We start from the raw sequence: 19,089 nt of genomic DNA, 5'->3' as shown, positions 1-19,089 counted from the left end.
CTCTCGTGCTTCGAGATGCCCGGACAACGTTCCGTTACGCTCGACGCTAACTGCTACTGACTAAGGATGCGCTTGCGCCGCTGCCGGGTAGCCGCCTTCCGCAGAACACGCGAGAGCTGCTCAATCGAGTAGGGTTTGTGCAGCAGTTCGAAGCCGTAGGTACCGTTCTGGGCCAGAACATGGCTATAGCCCGAGGTAAGTACCACCGGCAGGTCCTGATGGTTCTGGCGAATGCGTTGCCCGAGCTCGATCCCGCTCATCCCTGGCATGACCACGTCAGAGAAGACGACGTCAAATTGGTCTGCATCCTTGTCCAGCTCTGCCAAGGCTTGCTCCGCGTTGGTGGCAAGAATGGGGCGATAACCGAGCTCCGCCAAAGCCTGTGTCGCGAAAGCGCCGACGTCGGTGTTGTCCTCAACCACAAGGACGCAGGTGCCATGCCCATCGACCAGCGGAGCAGGCTCGCTTACCTCTGCTGGCCGGGCATCCGGCGCGGCCACACGCGGCAAGTAGAGTGTGAACGTGCTGCCCTCGCCGATCCGGCTCTGGACGGCGATGTCGCCACCTGACTGCTTGGCAAAGCCGAACACCTGGCTTAGGCCAAGGCCAGTGCCCCTGCCCTGCTCCTTGGTGGTGAAGAACGGCTCGAAAATTCTCTCCAGCTGATCGGGCGGAATGCCGCTGCCGGTGTCCGTCAGCGACACCGCCACAAAGGCGCCAGCCACTGCTGATTGCGAGCGCGTGGCCGGCAGCTCCTCGACAGTGCTGACCCTGATGGTCAGTCGGCCTTCCTCTCTCATTGCGTCACGGGCGTTGACTGCCATGTTGACCAATGCCGTGTCGAACTGGCTGAGATCGGCATTCACAAAGCATGGCTCTTCTGTTAAGCCCGCAACGATTTCGATCCTTGAGCCCGCTATCGTCGCTAGCATTTCGCTCAGCATGCGCACGCTGTCGCAGACTGCAAAGGTCTCGGGCCGTAGTGCCTGCCGTCTTGCGAAGGCGAGAAGCTGGCCGGTAAGCTTGGCCGCCCGCTCGACAGTGTCGGAGATCGCGGCCACGTAGCGGGCGCGTCGGTCTTCTGCGAGGCCAGGGCGCTTTAGCAGGTCGACCGAGGAGCGGATCACGGTCAGCAGGTTGTTGAAGTCGTGCGCCACACCGCCGGTTAGCTGGCCAACGGCTTCCATCTTTTGCGACTGGCGAAGGGCAGCCTCGGACTCAGCCAACGCCTGGCTTTTCACCCGCTCGGCCGTAACATCCCGGCCAACGCCGTAGGTCCGGCCATCATAGGGGATCGCCGTCCAGTGAATGGTTCGGTAGCCACCATCTCGCGTGCGAAGCCGGTTCTCAAAACCGTACAGGGCCTTGCCGGCTTTTAGCTTGTCCCGGCTTTGCTGGCTGCGGACCAAGTCATCGGGGTGCTGCAGCCAGTGCGAGGTCCGGCCAACGATCTCGGCCGCCGTCCAGCCAAGGATGGCCGTCCAGGCAGGATTCACGCTCAGCCAGACTCCGTCCGCGTCGGCGACGCCCAGCATGTCCTGGCTGAGCTGCCAGATGCGGTCGCGCTCCTGCGTCCGGTCCTCCACTCGTCGCCCAAGGGCCACGTTCTCCTCGCGGAGCAGTGCCTCGGCGCGCTTGAGGTCCGTGACATCGTTGATGGAGCCGAGCAGGCGGCGCTCGCCGTCGTCGCCGAGAACGGTGGTGCCGCTGGTGCTGATTGATCGTCGTGACCCATCCGGAAGCACGATATCGTAGTTGATGTCGAACGTCCGGCCGAGGCCCTCGGTCGCGTCCCCATCCTCGTCACTGATGGCCGCCTGGGCCTCCCCGCGAACACGGTCCACATCGTCCGGTGCCATGCGGCCGAACATGTCGTCCTGATCAACCTGCCCTTCAGCAGGTAGGCCAAAAATCTCGCGGGCTCGAGCGTCCAGCTCGACCCTGCCCGTTAAGGGATGCCACTCGTAGGTGCCGAGCCGTGCAACTCGCAGCGACGTTTCCAGTCGTGTCCTGATCCGATCTGCCGCCTGTTTGGCGCGAACCCGCTCCGTGATGTCCGACGCCGCGCCGAACCACTCGGTGATGCGGTCCTTCGCATCGAGGAGCGGCACCGCCCGCGAGGCCGTCCACCCTAGGGTGCCGTCGACCAAGCGGACGCGGTGCTCGAAATGGAACGGCCTCTTGGTACGGATCGCCTCGGAAATTGCGCCGGCCACCTCGCCTTGATCATCGGGGTGGATGTAGTCCTCTAACCAGTTCGGCTTGGCCGTCTCGGTGTCGGCCAGGAAGCCGCCTCCGTTAAGGCGGCGCATCTCGCTCCAGTCAGGGCTCATCGAGTAGAGGGCCTCGGAGGTGGCCTGGACGAAGGCAGAGGCCCGACGGGTCTCCTGCAGCACCCGCAACCGGTCCACGGCCGCAGCGAGCAGGTTAGCATAGGTCCGAAGAAAGGAGATGTCGTCCTCGTCAAACTGCCGCGGTGATCGGCTGTCCACCTCGAGCACGCCGTAGGGCGGTCGGTCCTTGCCGCCGATGATGACGACGTTGACGAGGGCCCGAACGCCGTTCTCGTGCAGAAAAGCGGGGGTCGTAAAGCGCGTCTCTTGCAGGAGATCCGCCGAGACGACAGGTCCGCCGGTGCGGAGCGCACGTCCCTCCGAGGAGTCCTCGTCCGCTTCGGTCTGCGTATGGCCGACCACGCCAGGCTTCCAGCCAACACCGGCCCGCACCAGCAGGGTTCGTCCGTCCGCCTGCAGTTCCAGCACCTTGGCCAGATCCGTCCCGAGCGCCTCGCCCACGAGCCTGCAGGACTCCGTCAGGATCTCGTCTAGGTCTTCCGAGCGAAGGGCAAGTTCGCCGAAGCGGGCTAGGGTGGTCTGCTGACGCAGCAGAGCGGCCACTTCTTGGGAGGGGTTAGGACCTAACTTCGTCTCCTGGTCAGACATCGGCGGATGTCTCTGCCTCGGGCAACCGGTCCAAGGCAGCCGCGTCCCGTTCGATCAGCAGGCGTAGAGCGGCGCGTACCACCTCGCTTGCCGTTGCGTAGCGACCCGATGCGACCTGCCCTCCCACATACCGCACAAGGGGTTCGGTGAGGGCGACATGCAGGGTGTGCTGAGCAGCCATGCAACAACTGTGACGCGAGAAAGAGAGGGTGTCACCTCATGACAATCTCTTCAAACATGAACGTGAGTATCTGGCACTACTCACCCGATAGGCGCTGCTGCCGAACGACAGCTTTGGCAGGGTTCTGGAACGTTATGGCCGGATGGATAAGGCTGCTGGGCGCTTGGTGGTAGCTTTAGAGAGGCAGCTTGGCCTGCGGACCGGCCGCTCGCTCGTAGCGGTAGCGGTAGGACTTAGCCCGGCCGCTGCCGACCTGCTCAGTGGACCACGACGTCAGCCCACCGGCGCGGACCATGTCGTCGAGCGCCTGCCTCGCTTCTTCGCGGAGCTTGACACGCTGACGCGTCGTCAGCTCCGAGTAGTCGCGCCCGGCGAGCTGCGCGAGCGTCTCGATGGAGATCCAGGTGTATGCGGGCTGGCTATCAATGTATGGCCACCAGCAGCGTGCATGGTCGCTAGCAAGGCGGAAATAGACGTCCGCGTCCACCGCAACCAGGTGCCGCTCTTCTAGGGTGCGGCGGACCCACTCTCCGTACTCGACCGTAAGCCGGGCATCCAGAGTGGCCCCCGCCCACTCGATTTTTCCTATAAGCGCGTCGCTCCATCCAGCGCCCGCGAGACGCCCCCTGGCCGAGGCCGACTGGTAGTCTTCGTATGACCCACGAAAGACGCGGACGCTCGTGGTCCTCAGTTCTTCCAGCACCCGAAGGCACGTCAGCAGATTGTTTACGTGGCTCTGCAGGCCCGATGCCGCGAGCAACTCCCGCCAGCTCGTCGTGGTTTGGCAGAAGACAAACTTCTCGCCCTGCGGGGTCGTTGCCTCGACGCGACGCGCCCGTAGCCGGAACAGGGCCATCAGCATGTCCCGGTGACGCGTCCCAAGTTCTCTGCCCCGGACCTCGACGACGCTTTGGCCGGGGACGACATAGACCCGCGAGAAATCCGCGGCGTTGCTGAGGCCCTGCTGGCGAGGCGCGAAGGCGGACGTTCGCGCGAGGCGGCTCGGCATGACAGCAGGCGCCCGGCGGCCTCGTCGATGTTTGAGCGTGCGCTCGAGCCGCTCTAGGCGGCGGCGCTCGACCTCGGTGAGTTTATCCGGTCCGCCCTGCACCATGTCCCCCCGATAATGACCCGGCAATTCCGCAATCGGCATGGTAGCCGCATGACGCGAGCCTGTGAGCCCCAAAAGTGACCCGGCCATTCCCGAGTTGTCCACAATCCTGTGGATGCCGGATCCTCGTCTAGTGAATCGCGGGGTCATTCTTGGGAATCGCGGGGTCATTCTTGGGAATCGCGGGGTCAGGATCCCCCCGCAAGCCAATGATTTTACGGGAGGAAAAACCCAATAGACTTATATTAATAGATACTCTTTAGACTTTGAGCTGTGGACAACACCACGTCCGCCGCCCCTCATTCAGAGCGGTCGCCAGCGCACCGATCCCGCTGAGCACCGAGGTGGCGCCCACGGCCCAAGCCATAGCAAGGGTGACTTCCCTCGCAGCGCCCTGGAGCAAGGCTGAGAGCATTGGCAACACGATGACGGCTAAGAAAGCAGGCTCGAAGAAGGGGCGGATCACGCGCATGCGCCATCCTGGCAACGGTATCGTCATCAAGGGAGCGCAAAGTGACCCTGCGATTCCTTTGACGACTGACATCTCTGATGTCCATCCTTTTAAGGCTGAGACGTGTTTCACCAGCCGCCGTGCAGACGTTGTTCTCGACATAGAGGCGCTTGGGTGAGGAGGCGACGGCGGATCTGGCTTTCGACGCGGAGGCCCGCGCTCACGTCTCGGACCTTGTCACAATGCCCGAAGCCATTGTTGACTTCGAGCTGGACCTCGGCGGCCGACGCTACCAACACGACATTGCATACCTCGAGCGCTACTCCCAAGGCTGGCTGCTGATTATGGACGCCACGGAGGCACTGGCGTACCTGGGCACACAGCCGGGGATTGTCGGCGCCGCCCAATGCACATCCGACAACGCTGTCGCGGTGGCCATAACGCGCGCCATCAATGGGGCATGCCGCTGCCGGATAGCGGCTAACTAGTCGCTTTCCAGTTTACGGGTGGGCTATCCCGCGATCCAACGACTTGGCGGTCCACATCGCCGAGCCGAGAGGCCGCGAGTACTGCGTCACTGTCCAGCACAATATCTGGCACTTGATCGAGCGCCAGTTCGACGAGCGCGCGCTCGATATCGCAAACGACGCAGTCGGTTGGCACTCGAAGGCGTATCCGGATATGCCTCGGGAGCGCCAGGCCATCGCCTACGCCCTCTTGGCGGTCGAGCGCGATACGCGGCGACTGCCGGTGGTGCCGCCGACCGGCGCCCGAAAGACGGCGGTGGGTGTCGACGAGTTCGTCTACACCGAACGTCTAGCGCGGATCGTCCGCACCACGCCGGGCCAGGACCACGCCGGAGGAACTGATACTGGGGCTGGCCACGCGGACAACGTCCCGTATCTGGTGGGCCTCACCGGCGGCACGCTCCCCGCTTGAGAGGCGGATGCTGGAAGACGGCTCCTGCTGCCCCAGGGTCAAGCAAATTGTTGGCTTCTTGACCGCCGGGAACGTTATCGAACTCCTGGCGCTCAAAGCCAAATCAAGCACCTTGCCTATCGCAGACGCCGTATCAACACCGTAATAGCCGGTAGATATCAGATATCAGATATCTAGCAGATAGCAGATACCTAGCCGTGATCATGCTTAGACAATACCGTTTACCCGCGGAAACTGATCGCAGCCGGTGCAGCCGCAGGCGCAGCGCGCCCACAGCGCGTCGTTGCGGCAGGACCAGAGCGGGGTAGCCAAGCTTGGTGCACCTTTCAGGCAGTGAGCCTCGTGCCAGGAACACATCTGGAACTACTTGCACGGTCACACCAACGGCTAGACGCCTTGTATAGCTAGCTGCTATCTAACGGCGACCAAGCGAGGAGAAAGCGGTGACGGTGATCGCGGCCGTGGGCGGCAAGGGCGGTATCAGCAAGAGCACCCTGTCGCGCGCCCTCGCGGTCGAGCTGGCGCGGTCAGGCCTTGAGGTTCACCTCGCCGACCTCGACGTAGACCAGGGCAGCCAAGTAGACTGGCACCGCGACCGGCTTGGGGCCGGGTTGGCACCGACGCCCCCGGTGCAGCTGTATCCTAACGTCACCGCCGCCCTTGCCCTGGCGACCCACGTGGATGTTCTGCTGCTTGACGGCCCCGCCCGCGCCAGCCGAGACACGCTCACGCTGGCTCGGGCCGCCGACCTCGTCGTGCTGCCAGCGGGTGCGTCCATGGACGACCTGCGCCCGCTGGTCCGGGTGGCGCACTCGCTCGTTAAGGCGGGCATCCCAAGGGAGCGTCTGATTTGCGCCCTCAGCCGGATCAGCACCGAGGCCGAGGCCGAGGCGGCGCGGGGCTACATCAGCGAGGCCGGGTATCGCGTCGCAACTGGCTACCTGCCGGAGCGCGCGTCCTACCGGCAGGCGCAGAACGCGGGCCGCACGGTCACCGAAGTAAGCGCCCCGACCCTGCGCGCGGCAGCCGAAACGGTCGTCCAGTCCATTATCGACAGCATCCCGGAGTAGCCCGACGTGGCAATCGACGCATCGAAGCTGAAGCGCCGCCTGCCCAGCCCGCCCCCGATGGATGAAGGCGCTCCGGGCATCGAGCGGCAGCCGGAGCTACCGCCGCCCGCGGAACCATCAGCGGCCGGACTCGCCTTGGCGCCGCCGCCGGTACTGGACGGTCGGTCGCTCCGAGCTACGGGCAGGGTCCACCAGCTGAACGTCAAGGTCACCGCCGAAACCAAGGCCAGCATCCTAAAGCTGGCCGAGGAGCGCGGCCTGCTCGTGGCCGAGGTCATCGAGCAAGCGGTTGAAGCGCTAAGCGGGAAAAATAGTCGCAAAGCGGCTTTATAGCCAGTTGATAGCGGCTACCTACCGGCTAGGTAGGCGAATCGTGCGTGTGAGCGCGAAGGAGATGCCGGCGCGCACCCGATCATGGCGGTGGGCTCGATGCCAAGTTTCTGGGCCACGAGGTCTGCGGTGCGGAAGCCGATGCCGCGGATGTCGCGGGCGAGGCGGTAGGGGTTCTCGCTGATCACCCGCACCGCGTCCGCACCGTAGGTCTTGTAGATCCGCACCGCCCGCGAGGTGCCGACCCCGTGGGCGTGCAGGAAGAGCATGATCTCGCGGATGACCTTCTGCTCGGCCCAGCCGGCCACGATCCGTGACGCCCGCTTGGGGCCGATGCCCGTGACCTCGCGCAGCCGCGCGGGCTCGGCCTCGATCAGGTCGAACACGGCGTCCCCGAAGGCGCGGACGAGCTTCCTGGCATAGGCCGGGCCGATGCCGCGGATCATGCCCGAGCCGAGGTAGCGCTCGATGCCCTCCAGCGTCGTCGGCGGGCTCGCCTTCAGGAACCCCGCGCGGAACTGCAGCCCGTGGGTGCGGTCGTTGGTCCAGCTGCCGGAGAGCTGCACCCACTCGCCGGCGGCGATGCTGGCCGCGTGCCCCACCACCGTGACGAGGTCCTTGTGCCCGCGCGCCTTGACCCGCAGCACGCAGAAGCCGTTCTCGGCGTTGTGGTAGGTCACCCGCTCCACCAAGCCCGCCAGGGCCTCGGTGGGGGCGGTGGCGCAGGGGGAGGCGCGCTGGGCGGCAGACTGACTCACGGGCTCTACCAGACCGACAACGAGGCTGCGGCAGCAGGAGAGGGGAGGGACCCTGCCCAGGGAATAACGAGACGCCGGACGGGAGCCCTACATACCCATCTCGCCCATGTGGACGTCGGCAACCCATTTGTCGGGGGGCAGAAGGTCGCGCTGTGGCCAAGGGCATGGCCCGCAGCCTGAATGACAGGAAGCAAAGGGGCGTGTTCGACTGTGACCACTGACCCAAAACAGTGCCGCTCGGGTGAGACCCACTGATAACCCTACAATGTTGTTGCAAGCCGAGCCGTACCAGCTATGACAGCTGAGTAGTGACCAGATTGAGCGCTCCGCCTACCTCCGCAGGAACGGCCATCGTTCTGTTAAGCGGCGGACTTGACTCCGCTGCCTGTGCCCACCTGCTCCAGCAGGCCGGACATTCTGTGACCGGCCTCTTTTTGTCCTATGGACAGCAGGCGGCCGGTCCGGAACGGTACGCCGCCCAAAAGATCGCTCGACACCTGGGTATTTCCCTATGCAAACTAACACTATCAAGCGGAAGTAGATTTGGCGCAGGCGAGTTGACGGGGCGGAATGCGATGTTCGTCCTTGCAGCCCTGTTTTTTGGGCGCATCGCGGGAGGCAGCATCGTTCTTGGTATCCATGCTGGCACGCCTTACTACGACTGCTCACCAGCCTTCGCTGGCGCGATGGACCGTTTAGTTGCCGAGCACACGGATGGGCGTGTGCGCGTCCTCACACCGCTACTGGATTGGTCCAAGGCTGACGTGCTCGCATATTGTCGAGACGCGAGCATCCCGATCAGCAAGACCTACAGCTGCGAGGCTGGGGCTGTACCCCCCTGCGGTACCTGCGCGTCATGCCGCGATAGAGCAATTCTAGGATGCTAACGCTGGCGAGACGCCGAGCTATTCTGGTGGATGGCGTCGAGGTGGAGCGGACTCCACTTCTGGTGCCTTCCTTCTCGAGCAAAGGGTTTCCCGACGTTGCCAAGGTAGTCGCCGCGACGAGCGAGGTGATCGACGGCCCCGCACTCGTAAGCGCTTATGATCTTTGGCACAAAAAGGTAGAACCACCCTTCGACTTTGCCCCGTTGCTGTTCCTTGATAGCGGTGGCTATGAGGCGGGAAGGGATGTCGAGCTGTCGGACGTGGGTGATCGCGAACATTCGCCGCGACCCTGGAGCCGCGACAAGCACGAGGAGGTTCTCGCAGGCTGGACCCCGGCTGTGCCGTCTGTGCTAATCAGCTACGACCATCCTGATGAACGTCTGCCGGTCGCCGACCAAATTGATCGTGCGAGGTCACTCGCACCCGGGCGCAAGGGCATTGCGCGGGAGATCCTGCTCAAGCCTGAAACCACGCAGCAGCGATTTTTACAGATGGACACCCTTCTGCAGCCAAAGCACGTTCGGGCTCTGGGCGACTTCGACGTAATTGGAGTAACGGAAAAGGAGGTCGGTAATTCTCTGCTGGACCGCATGCGCAACATCGCGCACCTGCGCCGAGCCATCGACGGGGTTGGGCTGGAACAGATCCCTATCCACATCTTTGGCAGCTTGGATACGGTATCGACACCGCTCTACTTCCTGGCCGGCGCCGACATCTTCGACGGTCTCACTTGGTTGCGTTACGCGTTTCACCGGGGTCTAACGATCTACCGGCACAACTACGCCGCTCTTGATTTAGGCTTAAACACTCGAGCTCATGTGGTGGACGGGCGGTGCTGGTTCAGCAACTACTATTATATGAAAGATATGGAGCTGGAGATGCGCCGTTTTTTGAGCACCGGCGACTTCGCCTCTTTCGAACATCATAGCGACCTCTTTCGAAAAGCGCATGAGAGCCTGCTTGAGGCGTTGGAGGGTTAGATGGGTGGTGGAGGTGGTGGCAGCTGGGTGGGCAGTAGGACACCGGCGGAGCTGGTACAGCTCGTGCGAAATTCCGAGCAGCAAAGCGCGGATGCGAGCTTCGAATCCACTCTGTCGAGTGAGCTGGGACAACTACTCGCAGGCTATAACGGACGCGACGTCGAACTCGTCCGTGAACGGCTTGAGGATGTGAAGCGAGCACTTGAGGGCGCCCTAGAAGGTACCCTCGACCAAGTGTTCGGCGGATCCGTAGCCAAGCACACCTACGTCGATGGCCTCAGCGACGTGGACACCCTTCTTATCCTTAATGACGCGAGTTTGGCAGACGGTGGGCCGAGGAAGGCGCTTGAGCGCATGGAAAAAGTACTCAGGGAGCGACTAGCTGGACGCGCCGTCATCACGCACGGCCAGATGGCTGTCACTGTCGAGTACAATGACGGAATGATGATCCAGCTTCTCCCTGCGGTCCGAGAAGGGGACGGACGTCTGCGCGTACCTTCCTCGCGACAGCCCCACGCCTGGTCTGCCATCGACCCAAAAGCCTTTCAGGAGGTTTTGACACGCAGGAATAGCGAGTGCGGCGGCAAGTTGGTTCCGGTTATCAAGCTTGCTAAGGCTATCAACGGCACTTTGCCAGAGGCGCAGCGCCTCTCCGGCTATCACGTAGAAAGTCTCGCAATCGCAGCATTCCGGGGCTACAATGGCCCGAAGACGACGGCAGCCATGCTCCCATCGTTCTTCGAAAAGGCACGCGACCTGGTCCGCTCCCCTATTCGCGACAGCACTGGCCAGTCGGTTCACGTTGATGGTTACCTGGGCGACGCTGAGAGTCCGCAGCGAATTGCAGCAGGCCACGTACTTGGCGCCATCGCAAAACGGATGCGCAACGCAAATGCTGCCGGCTCACTGGCGCGTTGGCGCGGTCTCTTCGGTTTGGACGAATGAGCAAGGGGCTTGAAGCTTCTCCAAGCGCTGTTCAGCCTAACAGTGCCCCTTTACGTGTCGGAGGCTTGGGCACTACGGGTACTGTCAACGATCTCCGCGACGAAATGCGGCGCGTCGCGCGAGTGTCCGACATGATGTGCACGGCGCATGCAGGGCTCCGCGATCGCTACAAGCGTCGGGCACTTGGGCTGGATCTAGCCATTCTGCTCCCGTCAGCTTGGCTAGCGGCCCTCGCCTTTGTCGAGCCTCGAATTAATTTAACGCTGACGCCCTTCGGGTTTGAGCCCCAGGTGTGGGTAGGTCTTCTCGGCGTAGCCGTGTTCGGCTTGTCCATTGTTCAGCTCCGTGTTGACTGGAAAGGGCGCGCCGACGCGCACGCCCGCGCATTTGAAGGTTACACCGAGGTGAAACGCGACGCAGGAGTTCTGCTAGCGGCGTCGGCCGAGATCACAGAACAGGCGTGTCGGCCGATTTTCGCTCGTTACGGTGCAGCGGGAGCAACCTCAATTCCTGAGGGAGATTTTCTACGGCAAAAGCAAAGGCATTTGCTTAAGATCGCCATCAGTAAACACCTTGACTCAAGCCCAGCGGCCTCGCTCACGTTAACGCGTTTGCGTTTCTGGCTAAAAGACAATTTCAGCTACGGTAAGCGCGATGCAACCTAATGTTGACCTTGCGTTGGCAACCTTCGAAAAGGCAAGAGCCGCTGCATTTCGCCTAACACCTGAAGGTGAGCTCGATTGGCAGCGTACGGTGGAGCCCGAACATTTTACAGAGTCTGATCTGCTACGCGAGACAGCCTGGGTTATCTTGTGCGGCGGCTTTCGCGAGTCCATGGTTCGCCGAGTTTTTGACTATATAAGCCTATGCTTTTTTGATTGGCAATCTGCCGCTGAGATAACTGCCGCAAGTGATGCGTGCGCTCTCTCCGCAAGTAGGGCTTTCAAGAATCCGCGCAAGCTCGCTGCTATTGTTGAGGTCGCACGCCGTGTGGAGCACGCGGGTTTCTACGCGCTGAAGAGGTCCATCGTCGAACGGCCCATGACCGAGCTACGGCTGCTTCCGCACATCGGCGAGGTGACAGTGTGGCACTTGGCCAAGAACCTAGGCTTCGACGTGGCCAAGCCTGACCGACATCTTGTGCGCATGGCGCACGCGCACGGTTTTTCGGATCCGCACACGTTCTGCGCCGCCCTTGCTCAAGCTACGGGCGAAAGGGTGAGGGTGATAGATTTGATGCTCTGGCGCTACGCTGCCGCAGGTAGCTGGAAAAACACGTAACAGAAACGCACTGATAGCAGATGTCGTTAACGTTTATATGGTGACGGCGTTCCAGAGGGGGAAAGCAGGCCGAGCAGAATGGTTCTCAAACAAGCTTAGTATCGAACAACGGCAGCACTCCTTGACAGCGGCGAAGTCGGGCTGAGTTGCGAGGGACCGCAGCGACGGCTGGCGGCATACGCAAGGGTGCGGCAAGACCGTTCAGCAATCCTCCTCGCTCCTCACGCATGTGTTCTTGGAAGGCTTCAATGGCCAATTGGTCCTGAGAGCGGTTGTAATGCTCTGCTACAACCCGGGGCGAAGTGGCAAGGATCCTCGCGGCCAGAGCAGGAAAGTCTGGAAGTTTCTCCGCCGCGGTCGTGGCAAGGGCATGGCGGAACTGGTGGGGACCGACCTTTCGGCCCAAGTGGATTTCTGAGCCTCGCCAGATCATCCCTTCGATGCCACGCTGTCCAAAGCGAGTACCGTTCGCATTCACCCACAGCCAGTCGTGCCGAGCGTCCCCGAGCAATGCTGGGCGGATGACTTGGAGATAGTGGGCCAGTAAGGGAGCGAGATCGTCAGGAACAAGATAATCAATCCGTTCGCGTTTGGTTTTGTTGTCCTCGCGCCTGAGGACGATACGGTAGCTCGTATCTGACACCTCAAGATGTTTGCTGATCCGCAGCAGTGCCATGCTGCGTAGCCGAGGAGCAAGATAGGTAAACAACACAATCAATAAGCCATTGCGGTACTGGGTCAGGCGAAGGTCGGCGCTGCGGCGCTGTGGTGCTGCTTCAATAAGCGTGTATCCCCAGTGCAGAAGTTCAGCACTCCTCACCGCATCCTTCCGCTTCGGCTCGGGCTGCAGTTGCTGGCGGATCGACACACCGCCCGGCGAGGTAAGCCATGGGAAGCTAATGTCAGGCTGCATAATACGCAGCGCGCACTGGATGTCGTAAAGGCGGGTGACAAGGGTGTTGTCTGTGTTGCCGCGGGATCTTAAGGCCCCAAAGAATTGACGCACATTGGCTGGCGTCATGCTGTCCGATGGTAGAGCGTTCAGGTCCACGCTGCTCTCCTCGAGCAGCACGTGCAGCCAGGCTCCGAAACCTCGCCTTGCATTGCGAATTGTTATATCGCTCAACTTTGCCGCGTACGGGCGTTTACCCAGAAGCTCTCCCGGCCTCAAACCAGTATGCCAGAGCTCCTGCCAGGTTGTCGGCCAGTCTTCCAGTTTCAAGACAAGCTTTGCAGCACCACGTGATGCTTGAGACGTCATCCTAGTTGTCCCCTCGTTTGGTGCGAGGCTTCTTCGGCGGGGACAGCGCCGGCGGCCCGAACTCGCGACGATCATTCCGGATAACGTCGGCAAGGAGTGCGATGGCTCGGTCCATCTCTGGACCCGAGTAGAAAGCGAGTGTTGTCTCTACCCGGCTGTGACCCAGGATGCGACGAACGATTTCATACTTTCCGGGGTGCTTGATCAGGAACCGGACGACCGCAAGGTGGCGCATGGCATGGGTGTTGAAGCTCACACCGATGTCTCGCTCGAAGCGCTCCGTGAGACCGACACCAAGGTCGTGCCCAGAGCGACCACGTTGACCCTTGCCGGGAAACAGAAAGAGGTTGCCAGGCTCCGCAAGGTGGCAGCGGTGCTGGTCCAGGTAACGCTGGATGAGCTCGACACTCTCGGGAGGAAGAGGCCAGTCAATCGCCTTCCTGTTTTTGACCTCTTCCGCACGCAGATGAAGATGGGTGATCGGACCATCTGGTTTGGCACGGCGCACATGTTGCTTAAGGCGAAGACCTGCAAGGTTGCCTCGCCGCAGGGGGCAGACTGTCAGGATCTCAAAGGCAACTGCGTAAAGCGCTAGCCTCGCTGCTGCTTGCGGCTTGAGTTCCGACGCACTGCTTCGGTGCATCAGGCTCGCCGGATAATGGATGATCTGCGGATAGATCTGCGTGTCCAAGAATGCTCTCAGGCGGTTCGTATTCTTCTCCGTCATGCTGGTCTGTTGCGGTGGCTTGATTTGGCTGATCCACTCCTTCATCAAAGCGAGGTCATCCTCGCTCACGCAGCAGTGGAACTGGGCTATCTGCCGTAGCGCCTCACCGATACCGGCCAGGTTTGACGTGCGAATGTCCTGGAACGTGCTTCTGGCGTTAGAGGAGGGAACCAACACTTCTGCCCCAGCCGGCTGCTCCAGCTCCTCCTGCCGTCTCTGCCGCTCCTCTACACGGCTGCGGTGAAAGAGCAGGATGGTCCTGACCCGTTCAACTGGCTGCACAAGATCGTTCAGATTGGTGATGCTTTCGATCGGAACGCCTTCAGCGACCAGAGCGGCGGCAGCTTGTCGGATCTGATAGCGACGTGTCTCAACCGAGCGGGGACTGAGTGGTCGTCTGCGGCTGCGAAAACTTTTGTAAGTGGGATCGGTAACCTTATCCGGAAAAATTTCCTCCTTAGTCCGACAGGCGTAGCGATCGAGAAATGCTTCAACATCATCCTGAAAGGAGCTTGGATAAGCGGTAAAAGGAAGGGTGTATTCCTCGCGCATTCCGGATCGTACGAGCGGAATATCGGGCCAACTCTCAATGTGCTGACGTGCCCATTCCCAATTCGATGCGGCCCGCCGTCCCCTGCCTACCGGGTCACGGTGGAGAGTTTTCTCCGCAGTCCAGGTCACGAAGTCGTCCAGGACCTTCTGCTTTACCTCTGTCGGCAGGAGGTTTTGCTGATCGCAGTAGCCAAAGAAGGCAATGAGCCCTTTCTGCCGCTCGCGTGATAGCAAGCGGTAGAGGGCCTGCCAGGGCGGCGTTAAATTGCCAGAAAGAGGTAAATCAGGTGGGTAGCGCCCAAACAGTCGGAATACGTCTCGTAGTTTATAGACAAGATTGTCGAATGAGGCGTCCTCTAGGCCATGCATTGCGGAGCTGGCCTTAAAAAGCCGGGCATTCAGGTAACTGCACTCCATGGGAACGACCTGAGCAGCGTGCAGAATAGCTGCCTTGTCTCTACCTCGTTGATCAAGCTCGGGCCGGCAGATCCGAACGGCTTTGCGGACGGCGCTGGCAAGTTGAGCTCGCTGTGTCTTTTCGAGGTTTGGGTAGCTCTCGATGAACGCGAGAGCGTCTGCGGCATTGAGAGATCCGTTGCGTGCCTGTTGGGCTGGTTTCCCGAGAGGGAACTTGAGCTGCAGTTGACTGGACACCGTCGCTTCCTCTCCTCAGGCGACGTCGAGGCTGCCAACAATTATGAGAAGAGTCTACACCCAACTTATCAGGTAGAATGGCCTACTCGGCAGCCGTGCGATCTGTGAGACCCGCGGTTCTGGCTCATCGTCAAGTCTCCCCTAAGGACCAACATCGGTTCCAGTTCGGCCCACCGAATGGATGAGGTTCGACCTACCCTGACAAGCGCGCAGCTTTCCCGCGCAGATCCGATAGCGGATGCTCCGACGAGAGCGGTCAAACAGTTTATAGGCCTTCCTCGGCGTGAAAAGTTGTGGCACTGGGCGGTCGTAAACTTTGCCGTGGAAATAGTCGTGTGATCACAGCATAACAGGTGCGGCGCAGGTATGGGCAGTGCAGCTGCCTTGTTGACCAATGCTGGAGAATGGCTTGAGAGCGATGTTTTGCGGCTCAGGTCTGGGTGTGGTTTTCCTTAGCAGATCACCTGCTTCAATTCCCAGCGCTTCGTTACCTTCCAGAAGCTCCACGACAGCCAAACGAAGTATGCCGACCGCGCAACTCGACACAAAATTTTGGGCGTTGAAGTCAATTAGAAGGCTTATTCTATGCCGGAATGCCTGTGTGCCGCTGAGCGTTAACAAGGTTTGCAACCGCAGTTGGTGAGATTAGTTACTTGATGAGTCATAACTAAGCCGATTAAAAATGACTTATCACCTCACTATAGAGGTGTAGGCGGCATCGAAAATCGACCTCTACTGGTAAAAATACTCGATCTGATATTGTAAAAATCAGCATGCATCCCCATGTGGTATAAACGAGAGGCGCGGCCCTTCTTGTCTCCCCGCCAGCCTGCCAGTTCGTCCTTCTCCCCAGCACTGGCGCCCACCACGTCGCGCCCACCTCAGGCCTGGCTCGGGAGACCGGCCGCGAGCCTCTCGTCCTCCCTTCTCATCTCACCCGCCCGGCGGAGCCCTGCCGCGCCCTCCATGGCGCCGCTCGGCCCGGCACCGCGCATCCGGCACTGAGCCTGGCTGCTTCTGCGAACCATCACCCTGCCCGCGGGGGCAGGGTGGCGGCGATGAGAGGGCTCACCCGGCGCCGCCCCGGCTCACCCCGGGGCTGACGCACCGGCACGCCGCGCCAGACGCGGCACCATCCTGGCCTGGGCTCCCTGCGCATCCCAAGCCACAGCACCGGGTAGGACGCCGCTGCAGCGGCGTCCTGGGGCGGCGGCAGGCCTCTAGCCTGCCCCCGTCCTCTCCACCCGTCTCGGCAGCTCCCAAGCCGACTGACGCGGCTCCTTGAGCAAGGCCGAAACAAGGTTGGAGATCACCCATGACCCCCATCAACACGCTCACCTACGAGGGCACCCCCATCCGCCTACGTGGCGCGATGCTCAACCTGACCGACATGTGGAAGGCCGCGGGCCGACCCGACACCCGGCGCCCGACCGACTGGCTCTCCCTTGAGGAAACCAAGCGCCTCCGTGCCCATGCCGACACCCAGCCCTGCGAGGTCCTCGACCCGTTCGGTGCAAATGCCGACGAGGTCGGCATTTGGAACCCTGACAGGGGTGCCGACACCGACACCGACCGCTTCGTCGCCACGATCCGAGGGCAGGGCGGCGGGACCTGGGCCCACTGGCAGCTCGCGCTATCCTACGGGCGCTACCTTTCGCCGCCCTTTCACCTCTGGTGCAACACCGTCGTCCGCGCCGCCATGGAGCGGCGGGACGCAGTCCCCGCACCCGGCGGCGACCGGCTGATGGCGCACCTCACCCGCCTCTTTGAGCCCCTGCACCGCCGGTTCGACACGCTCGACCGGCACGCGGCCGACCTGATGTTCCTCCAGGTCTCGGCGCAGGAGGTGGTGCTCGGCCAGCGGCGGCGCTTCTCGCTGCGCAGCCAGGCGCTCATCATCGAGGCGGTGGCGGCCGAGCCCTACTTGGGCCGGTGTCCCTGCTGCACGAGCGCGCCCGTCCTCACCGAGGAGGGCCGCGTCATCGAGGGCGCCGAGTTCGACCACTACTACCATCGCGGCCTGAACCGGCCGGAGCATGGATGGCTGGTCTGCGGAGCGTGCCACGATGAGCTGACCTATGGCGGCTACGTCGTCCAGTTCGAGCGGATGCCCGAGTTTCGTCGCTTCCAGGCGGCGGTGCTCGCCCTGCGGTGGCGGGCGCTGAAGCGCTCGCTGCCGCTGCCCCCTAGCTGAGCCAACCCACGCCTCCTCCCAGAGGAGGCACGCAGAGCCCCATGACCTCACCCGAGGTCATGGGGCTTTTCGCGTTTCGGGGGTCAAAGTGGCTGACGGGACGAAAAGGTTGCTTTTAGCTCTGCTGCACGCACGCCTGTTCTGCACATGGTCAGGGCTTGGCACGTCCCGTAGCCAATCCACCGGTCGGGCGCCGGGCTGTTGCGGGCTTGCTAATCCCGTTGGCCGCCAGGTGTCCGTCGGGCCAGGGCCTCGACCACCTCAGCCGCAACCAGCAGCGTCTGCAGGTCCATCACCCTGGCAGCTGCCTCAATCCGACGCAGCAGCACGTCGGCGCTCGGGGTCGACGCCTGCTCACCCCCGACCCCGAGAAGATCGTTAGGCGTGGTCTCCAGAACCTGACAGATGCGCAGGAAGGTGGCGAAGTCGGGCTCACGCGTCCCATTCACGTAGTTGGCGTAGCGGGTAGCCCCGAGGCCAACCCGGCGCGCCACCTCGGCGTCGGATAGCCCGAGCACCCGGGCTCTCACGCGCAGGCGGCTGCCGACCTCTTGCATGCCGCGGTGGTGCGGCAGAGATCGTGCCTCGCCTATAAACTTATCGTGTTATTATTCACGTTTAGTGTATAATACTCAGCGCCCGCACCGCGGCCTGCCGCCCATCCTCTCCTCGCCCGAGGCTCTCTCTCGCATGCTGACCTGGCTTCAATCTGGCTTGCGCAACACGGCCCACGACGCCTCCGCCCGCACCGACGCCCTTCTGCACGAGACGACCCTGCGCCTCGCGGTGACCGGCCTGTCGCGCGCCGGCAAGACGGTCTTCGTCACCTCTCTCATCACCAACCTCCTGGCGCTGGGCCGCAGCTTTGACACCCTGCCGAGCCTGCACCAGCGCCTAGCTGGGCAGGCGGCAGGAAGCGGCGCACCGTCGCGCCTGCGCAGCGTGCGCCTGGTGCCGCCCGGCAGCAGCGAGACACCTCTCTTCGACCACGCCCGCAACTTGGCGACCCTGACGGCCGTCGAACCCAACTGGCCGCCCCGCACCAACGACCTCACCGAGACCGCCATTGAGCTCGTGCTGGACCGGGAGGGCACCTTCCGGAAGCACCTCGGGCCCGAGCGCCTGCGCCTGGAGATCCTCGACTACCCCGGCGAGTGGCTGCTCGACCTACCCATGCTCAACCAGTCCTTCCAGGCCTGGTCGCGTGAGACCCTGGCCCGCCTGCGCGAGGCGCCCCGCAGCCTCGCTTGCGCCGCCTTCCTGGAGCAGCTCCCCACCGTGGAGCCCGGCGCCAGGGCGGAGCACGAGCGTCTGCGCCGGCTGCACGGCCTCTACCGCGACGGGCTGCACGCCTGTCAGAACGAGTACGGCCTGCGTCTGCTCCAGCCCGGACGCTTCCTCTGCCCAGGCCCGCGGGCTGACGCGCCCTTCATGTGGTTCTTCCCGCTCGACGAGGTTCCGGACCACCCGCTACGCAGCACGACGGCGGCGCTGCTGGAGGAGCGCTTCGAGGCCTACAAGGCCGACATGCGGGCACGCTTCTTCGAGACGCACTTCGCCCGCTTCGACCGACAGATCCTGCTCGTCGACGTGCTCGGCGCCCTGCACAGCGGCCGGGATGCCTTCCTTGACACGGAGCAGGCCCTGGCCCTCATCGCCGGCTGCCTTACCTACAAGCAGGACTGGGGAAGCCTCTGGTCGCGGCAGAGCGCCATCGAGCGCGTGGCCTTCGTCGCCACCAAAGCCGACCACGTGCCCCACAACCACCGGACCAACCTCTGCCACCTGCTGCGCGACCTCGTCGAAGGCGCCCGTGAGCCCGTGGG

Annotated in this window: 17 protein-coding genes and 1 pseudogene; 11 read left to right on the top strand and 7 right to left on the bottom strand. The window is 62.5% G+C overall.

Annotation, left to right across the window (positions count from 1 at the left end; genetic code table 11):
• Positions 1–53 precede the first annotated feature (53 nt).
• The 3 genes from EAH89_RS33165 to EAH89_RS21625 form a co-directional block, all read right to left on the bottom strand.
• Positions 54–2,942: a PAS domain-containing protein gene (locus tag EAH89_RS33165; RefSeq protein ID WP_140885795.1), complete on the bottom strand. Its 2,889-nt coding sequence runs from the start codon at positions 2,940–2,942 to the stop codon at positions 54–56.
• On the bottom strand, positions 2,935–3,123 hold the full coding sequence (locus tag EAH89_RS21630; RefSeq protein WP_140885794.1) for a type II toxin-antitoxin system ParD family antitoxin: 189 nt from the start codon (positions 3,121–3,123) through the stop codon (positions 2,935–2,937). Before EAH89_RS21630 ends, EAH89_RS33165 begins: the two co-directional genes overlap by 8 nt.
• 175 nt (positions 3,124–3,298) lie before the next feature.
• Complete coding sequence (locus EAH89_RS21625) at positions 3,299–4,276, bottom strand: hypothetical protein (RefSeq protein WP_206667637.1); 978 nt, start codon at positions 4,274–4,276, stop codon at positions 3,299–3,301.
• A gap of 579 nt (positions 4,277–4,855) precedes the next feature.
• On the opposite strand from EAH89_RS21625, the gene EAH89_RS21620 reads away from it, so the two are divergent.
• The 4 genes from EAH89_RS21620 (at position 4,856) to EAH89_RS21605 (ending at position 7,027) form a co-directional block, all read left to right on the top strand.
• Positions 4,856–5,173, top strand: a complete 318-nt coding sequence (locus EAH89_RS21620; RefSeq protein ID WP_140885793.1) for a hypothetical protein — start codon at positions 4,856–4,858, stop codon at positions 5,171–5,173.
• Between the two features lie 43 nt (positions 5,174–5,216).
• A complete protein-coding gene (locus EAH89_RS21615) occupies positions 5,217–5,624 on the top strand; it encodes a hypothetical protein (RefSeq protein ID WP_140885792.1) in 408 nt (135 codons plus the stop codon).
• 443 nt (positions 5,625–6,067) lie between these two features.
• A complete protein-coding gene (locus tag EAH89_RS21610) occupies positions 6,068–6,694 on the top strand; it encodes a ParA family protein (protein ID WP_140885791.1) in 627 nt (208 codons plus the stop codon).
• Between the two features lie 6 nt (positions 6,695–6,700).
• Positions 6,701–7,027, top strand: coding sequence for a hypothetical protein (locus EAH89_RS21605; RefSeq protein ID WP_140885790.1), 327 nt, complete (start codon positions 6,701–6,703; stop codon positions 7,025–7,027).
• Between the two features lie 48 nt (positions 7,028–7,075).
• Here EAH89_RS21605 and EAH89_RS21600 read toward each other — a convergent pair.
• Positions 7,076–7,782: pseudogene (locus EAH89_RS21600) on the bottom strand (helix-hairpin-helix domain-containing protein); the annotation flags it as partial.
• 308 nt (positions 7,783–8,090) lie between these two features.
• Here EAH89_RS21600 and EAH89_RS33530 point away from each other — a divergent pair.
• The 5 genes from EAH89_RS33530 to EAH89_RS21575 all read left to right on the top strand — a co-directional run bounded on the left by EAH89_RS33530 (position 8,091) and on the right by EAH89_RS21575 (position 11,875).
• On the top strand, positions 8,091–8,669 hold the full coding sequence (locus EAH89_RS33530; RefSeq protein ID WP_408906313.1) for a 7-cyano-7-deazaguanine synthase: 579 nt from the start codon (positions 8,091–8,093) through the stop codon (positions 8,667–8,669).
• Positions 8,670–8,695: 26 nt separating this feature from the next.
• A complete protein-coding gene (locus EAH89_RS21590) occupies positions 8,696–9,649 on the top strand; it encodes a hypothetical protein (RefSeq protein ID WP_206667636.1) in 954 nt (317 codons plus the stop codon).
• A gap of 63 nt (positions 9,650–9,712) precedes the next feature.
• A complete protein-coding gene (locus tag EAH89_RS21585; RefSeq protein ID WP_206667635.1) occupies positions 9,713–10,594 on the top strand; it encodes a CBASS oligonucleotide cyclase in 882 nt (293 codons plus the stop codon).
• 122 nt (positions 10,595–10,716) lie between these two features.
• Positions 10,717–11,259 carry a hypothetical protein gene (locus tag EAH89_RS21580; protein ID WP_140885786.1) on the top strand — a complete coding sequence of 181 codons (543 nt, stop codon included), beginning with the start codon at positions 10,717–10,719 and terminating at the stop codon, positions 11,257–11,259.
• Positions 11,249–11,875 (top strand): hypothetical protein, encoded by a 627-nt coding sequence (locus tag EAH89_RS21575; RefSeq protein WP_140885785.1) that lies wholly within the window; start codon positions 11,249–11,251, stop codon positions 11,873–11,875. The genes EAH89_RS21580 and EAH89_RS21575 overlap by 11 nt, the downstream gene beginning before the upstream one ends.
• 85 nt (positions 11,876–11,960) lie before the next feature.
• Here EAH89_RS21575 and EAH89_RS21570 read toward each other — a convergent pair whose 3' ends face one another.
• Entirely contained in the window at positions 11,961–13,136 is a 1,176-nt protein-coding gene (locus tag EAH89_RS21570) for a site-specific integrase (protein WP_161993707.1), read from the bottom strand.
• A gap of 1 nt (position 13,137) precedes the next feature.
• The gene (locus tag EAH89_RS21565; RefSeq protein WP_140885783.1) at positions 13,138–15,069 is read right to left on the bottom strand and encodes a site-specific integrase; all 1,932 of its coding nucleotides are present in this window, start codon (positions 15,067–15,069) and stop codon (positions 13,138–13,140) included.
• Between the two features lie 1,315 nt (positions 15,070–16,384).
• Between EAH89_RS21565 and EAH89_RS21560 the strand changes: the two genes are divergently transcribed.
• The gene (locus EAH89_RS21560) at positions 16,385–17,263 is read left to right on the top strand and encodes a KilA-N domain-containing protein (RefSeq protein WP_140885782.1); all 879 of its coding nucleotides are present in this window, start codon (positions 16,385–16,387) and stop codon (positions 17,261–17,263) included.
• Positions 17,264–17,475: 212 nt separating this feature from the next.
• Here the strand turns inward: EAH89_RS21560 and EAH89_RS21555 are convergent, their stop codons facing one another.
• Positions 17,476–17,820, bottom strand: coding sequence for a helix-turn-helix domain-containing protein (locus EAH89_RS21555; protein WP_140885781.1), 345 nt, complete (start codon positions 17,818–17,820; stop codon positions 17,476–17,478).
• A gap of 133 nt (positions 17,821–17,953) precedes the next feature.
• Here EAH89_RS21555 and EAH89_RS21550 point away from each other — a divergent pair.
• On the top strand, positions 17,954–19,089 hold a 1,136-nt coding region (locus EAH89_RS21550), incomplete at its 3' end, for a YcjX family protein (protein WP_161993706.1).

The organism is Muricoccus nepalensis (assembly GCF_006438825.1).
In the GTDB taxonomy this organism is placed as follows: Bacteria; Pseudomonadota; Alphaproteobacteria; order Acetobacterales; family Acetobacteraceae; genus Roseomonas; species Roseomonas nepalensis.
Note: the sequence above shows the minus strand (reverse complement) of the source record. Positions and strands in the feature narration are given on the sequence as shown.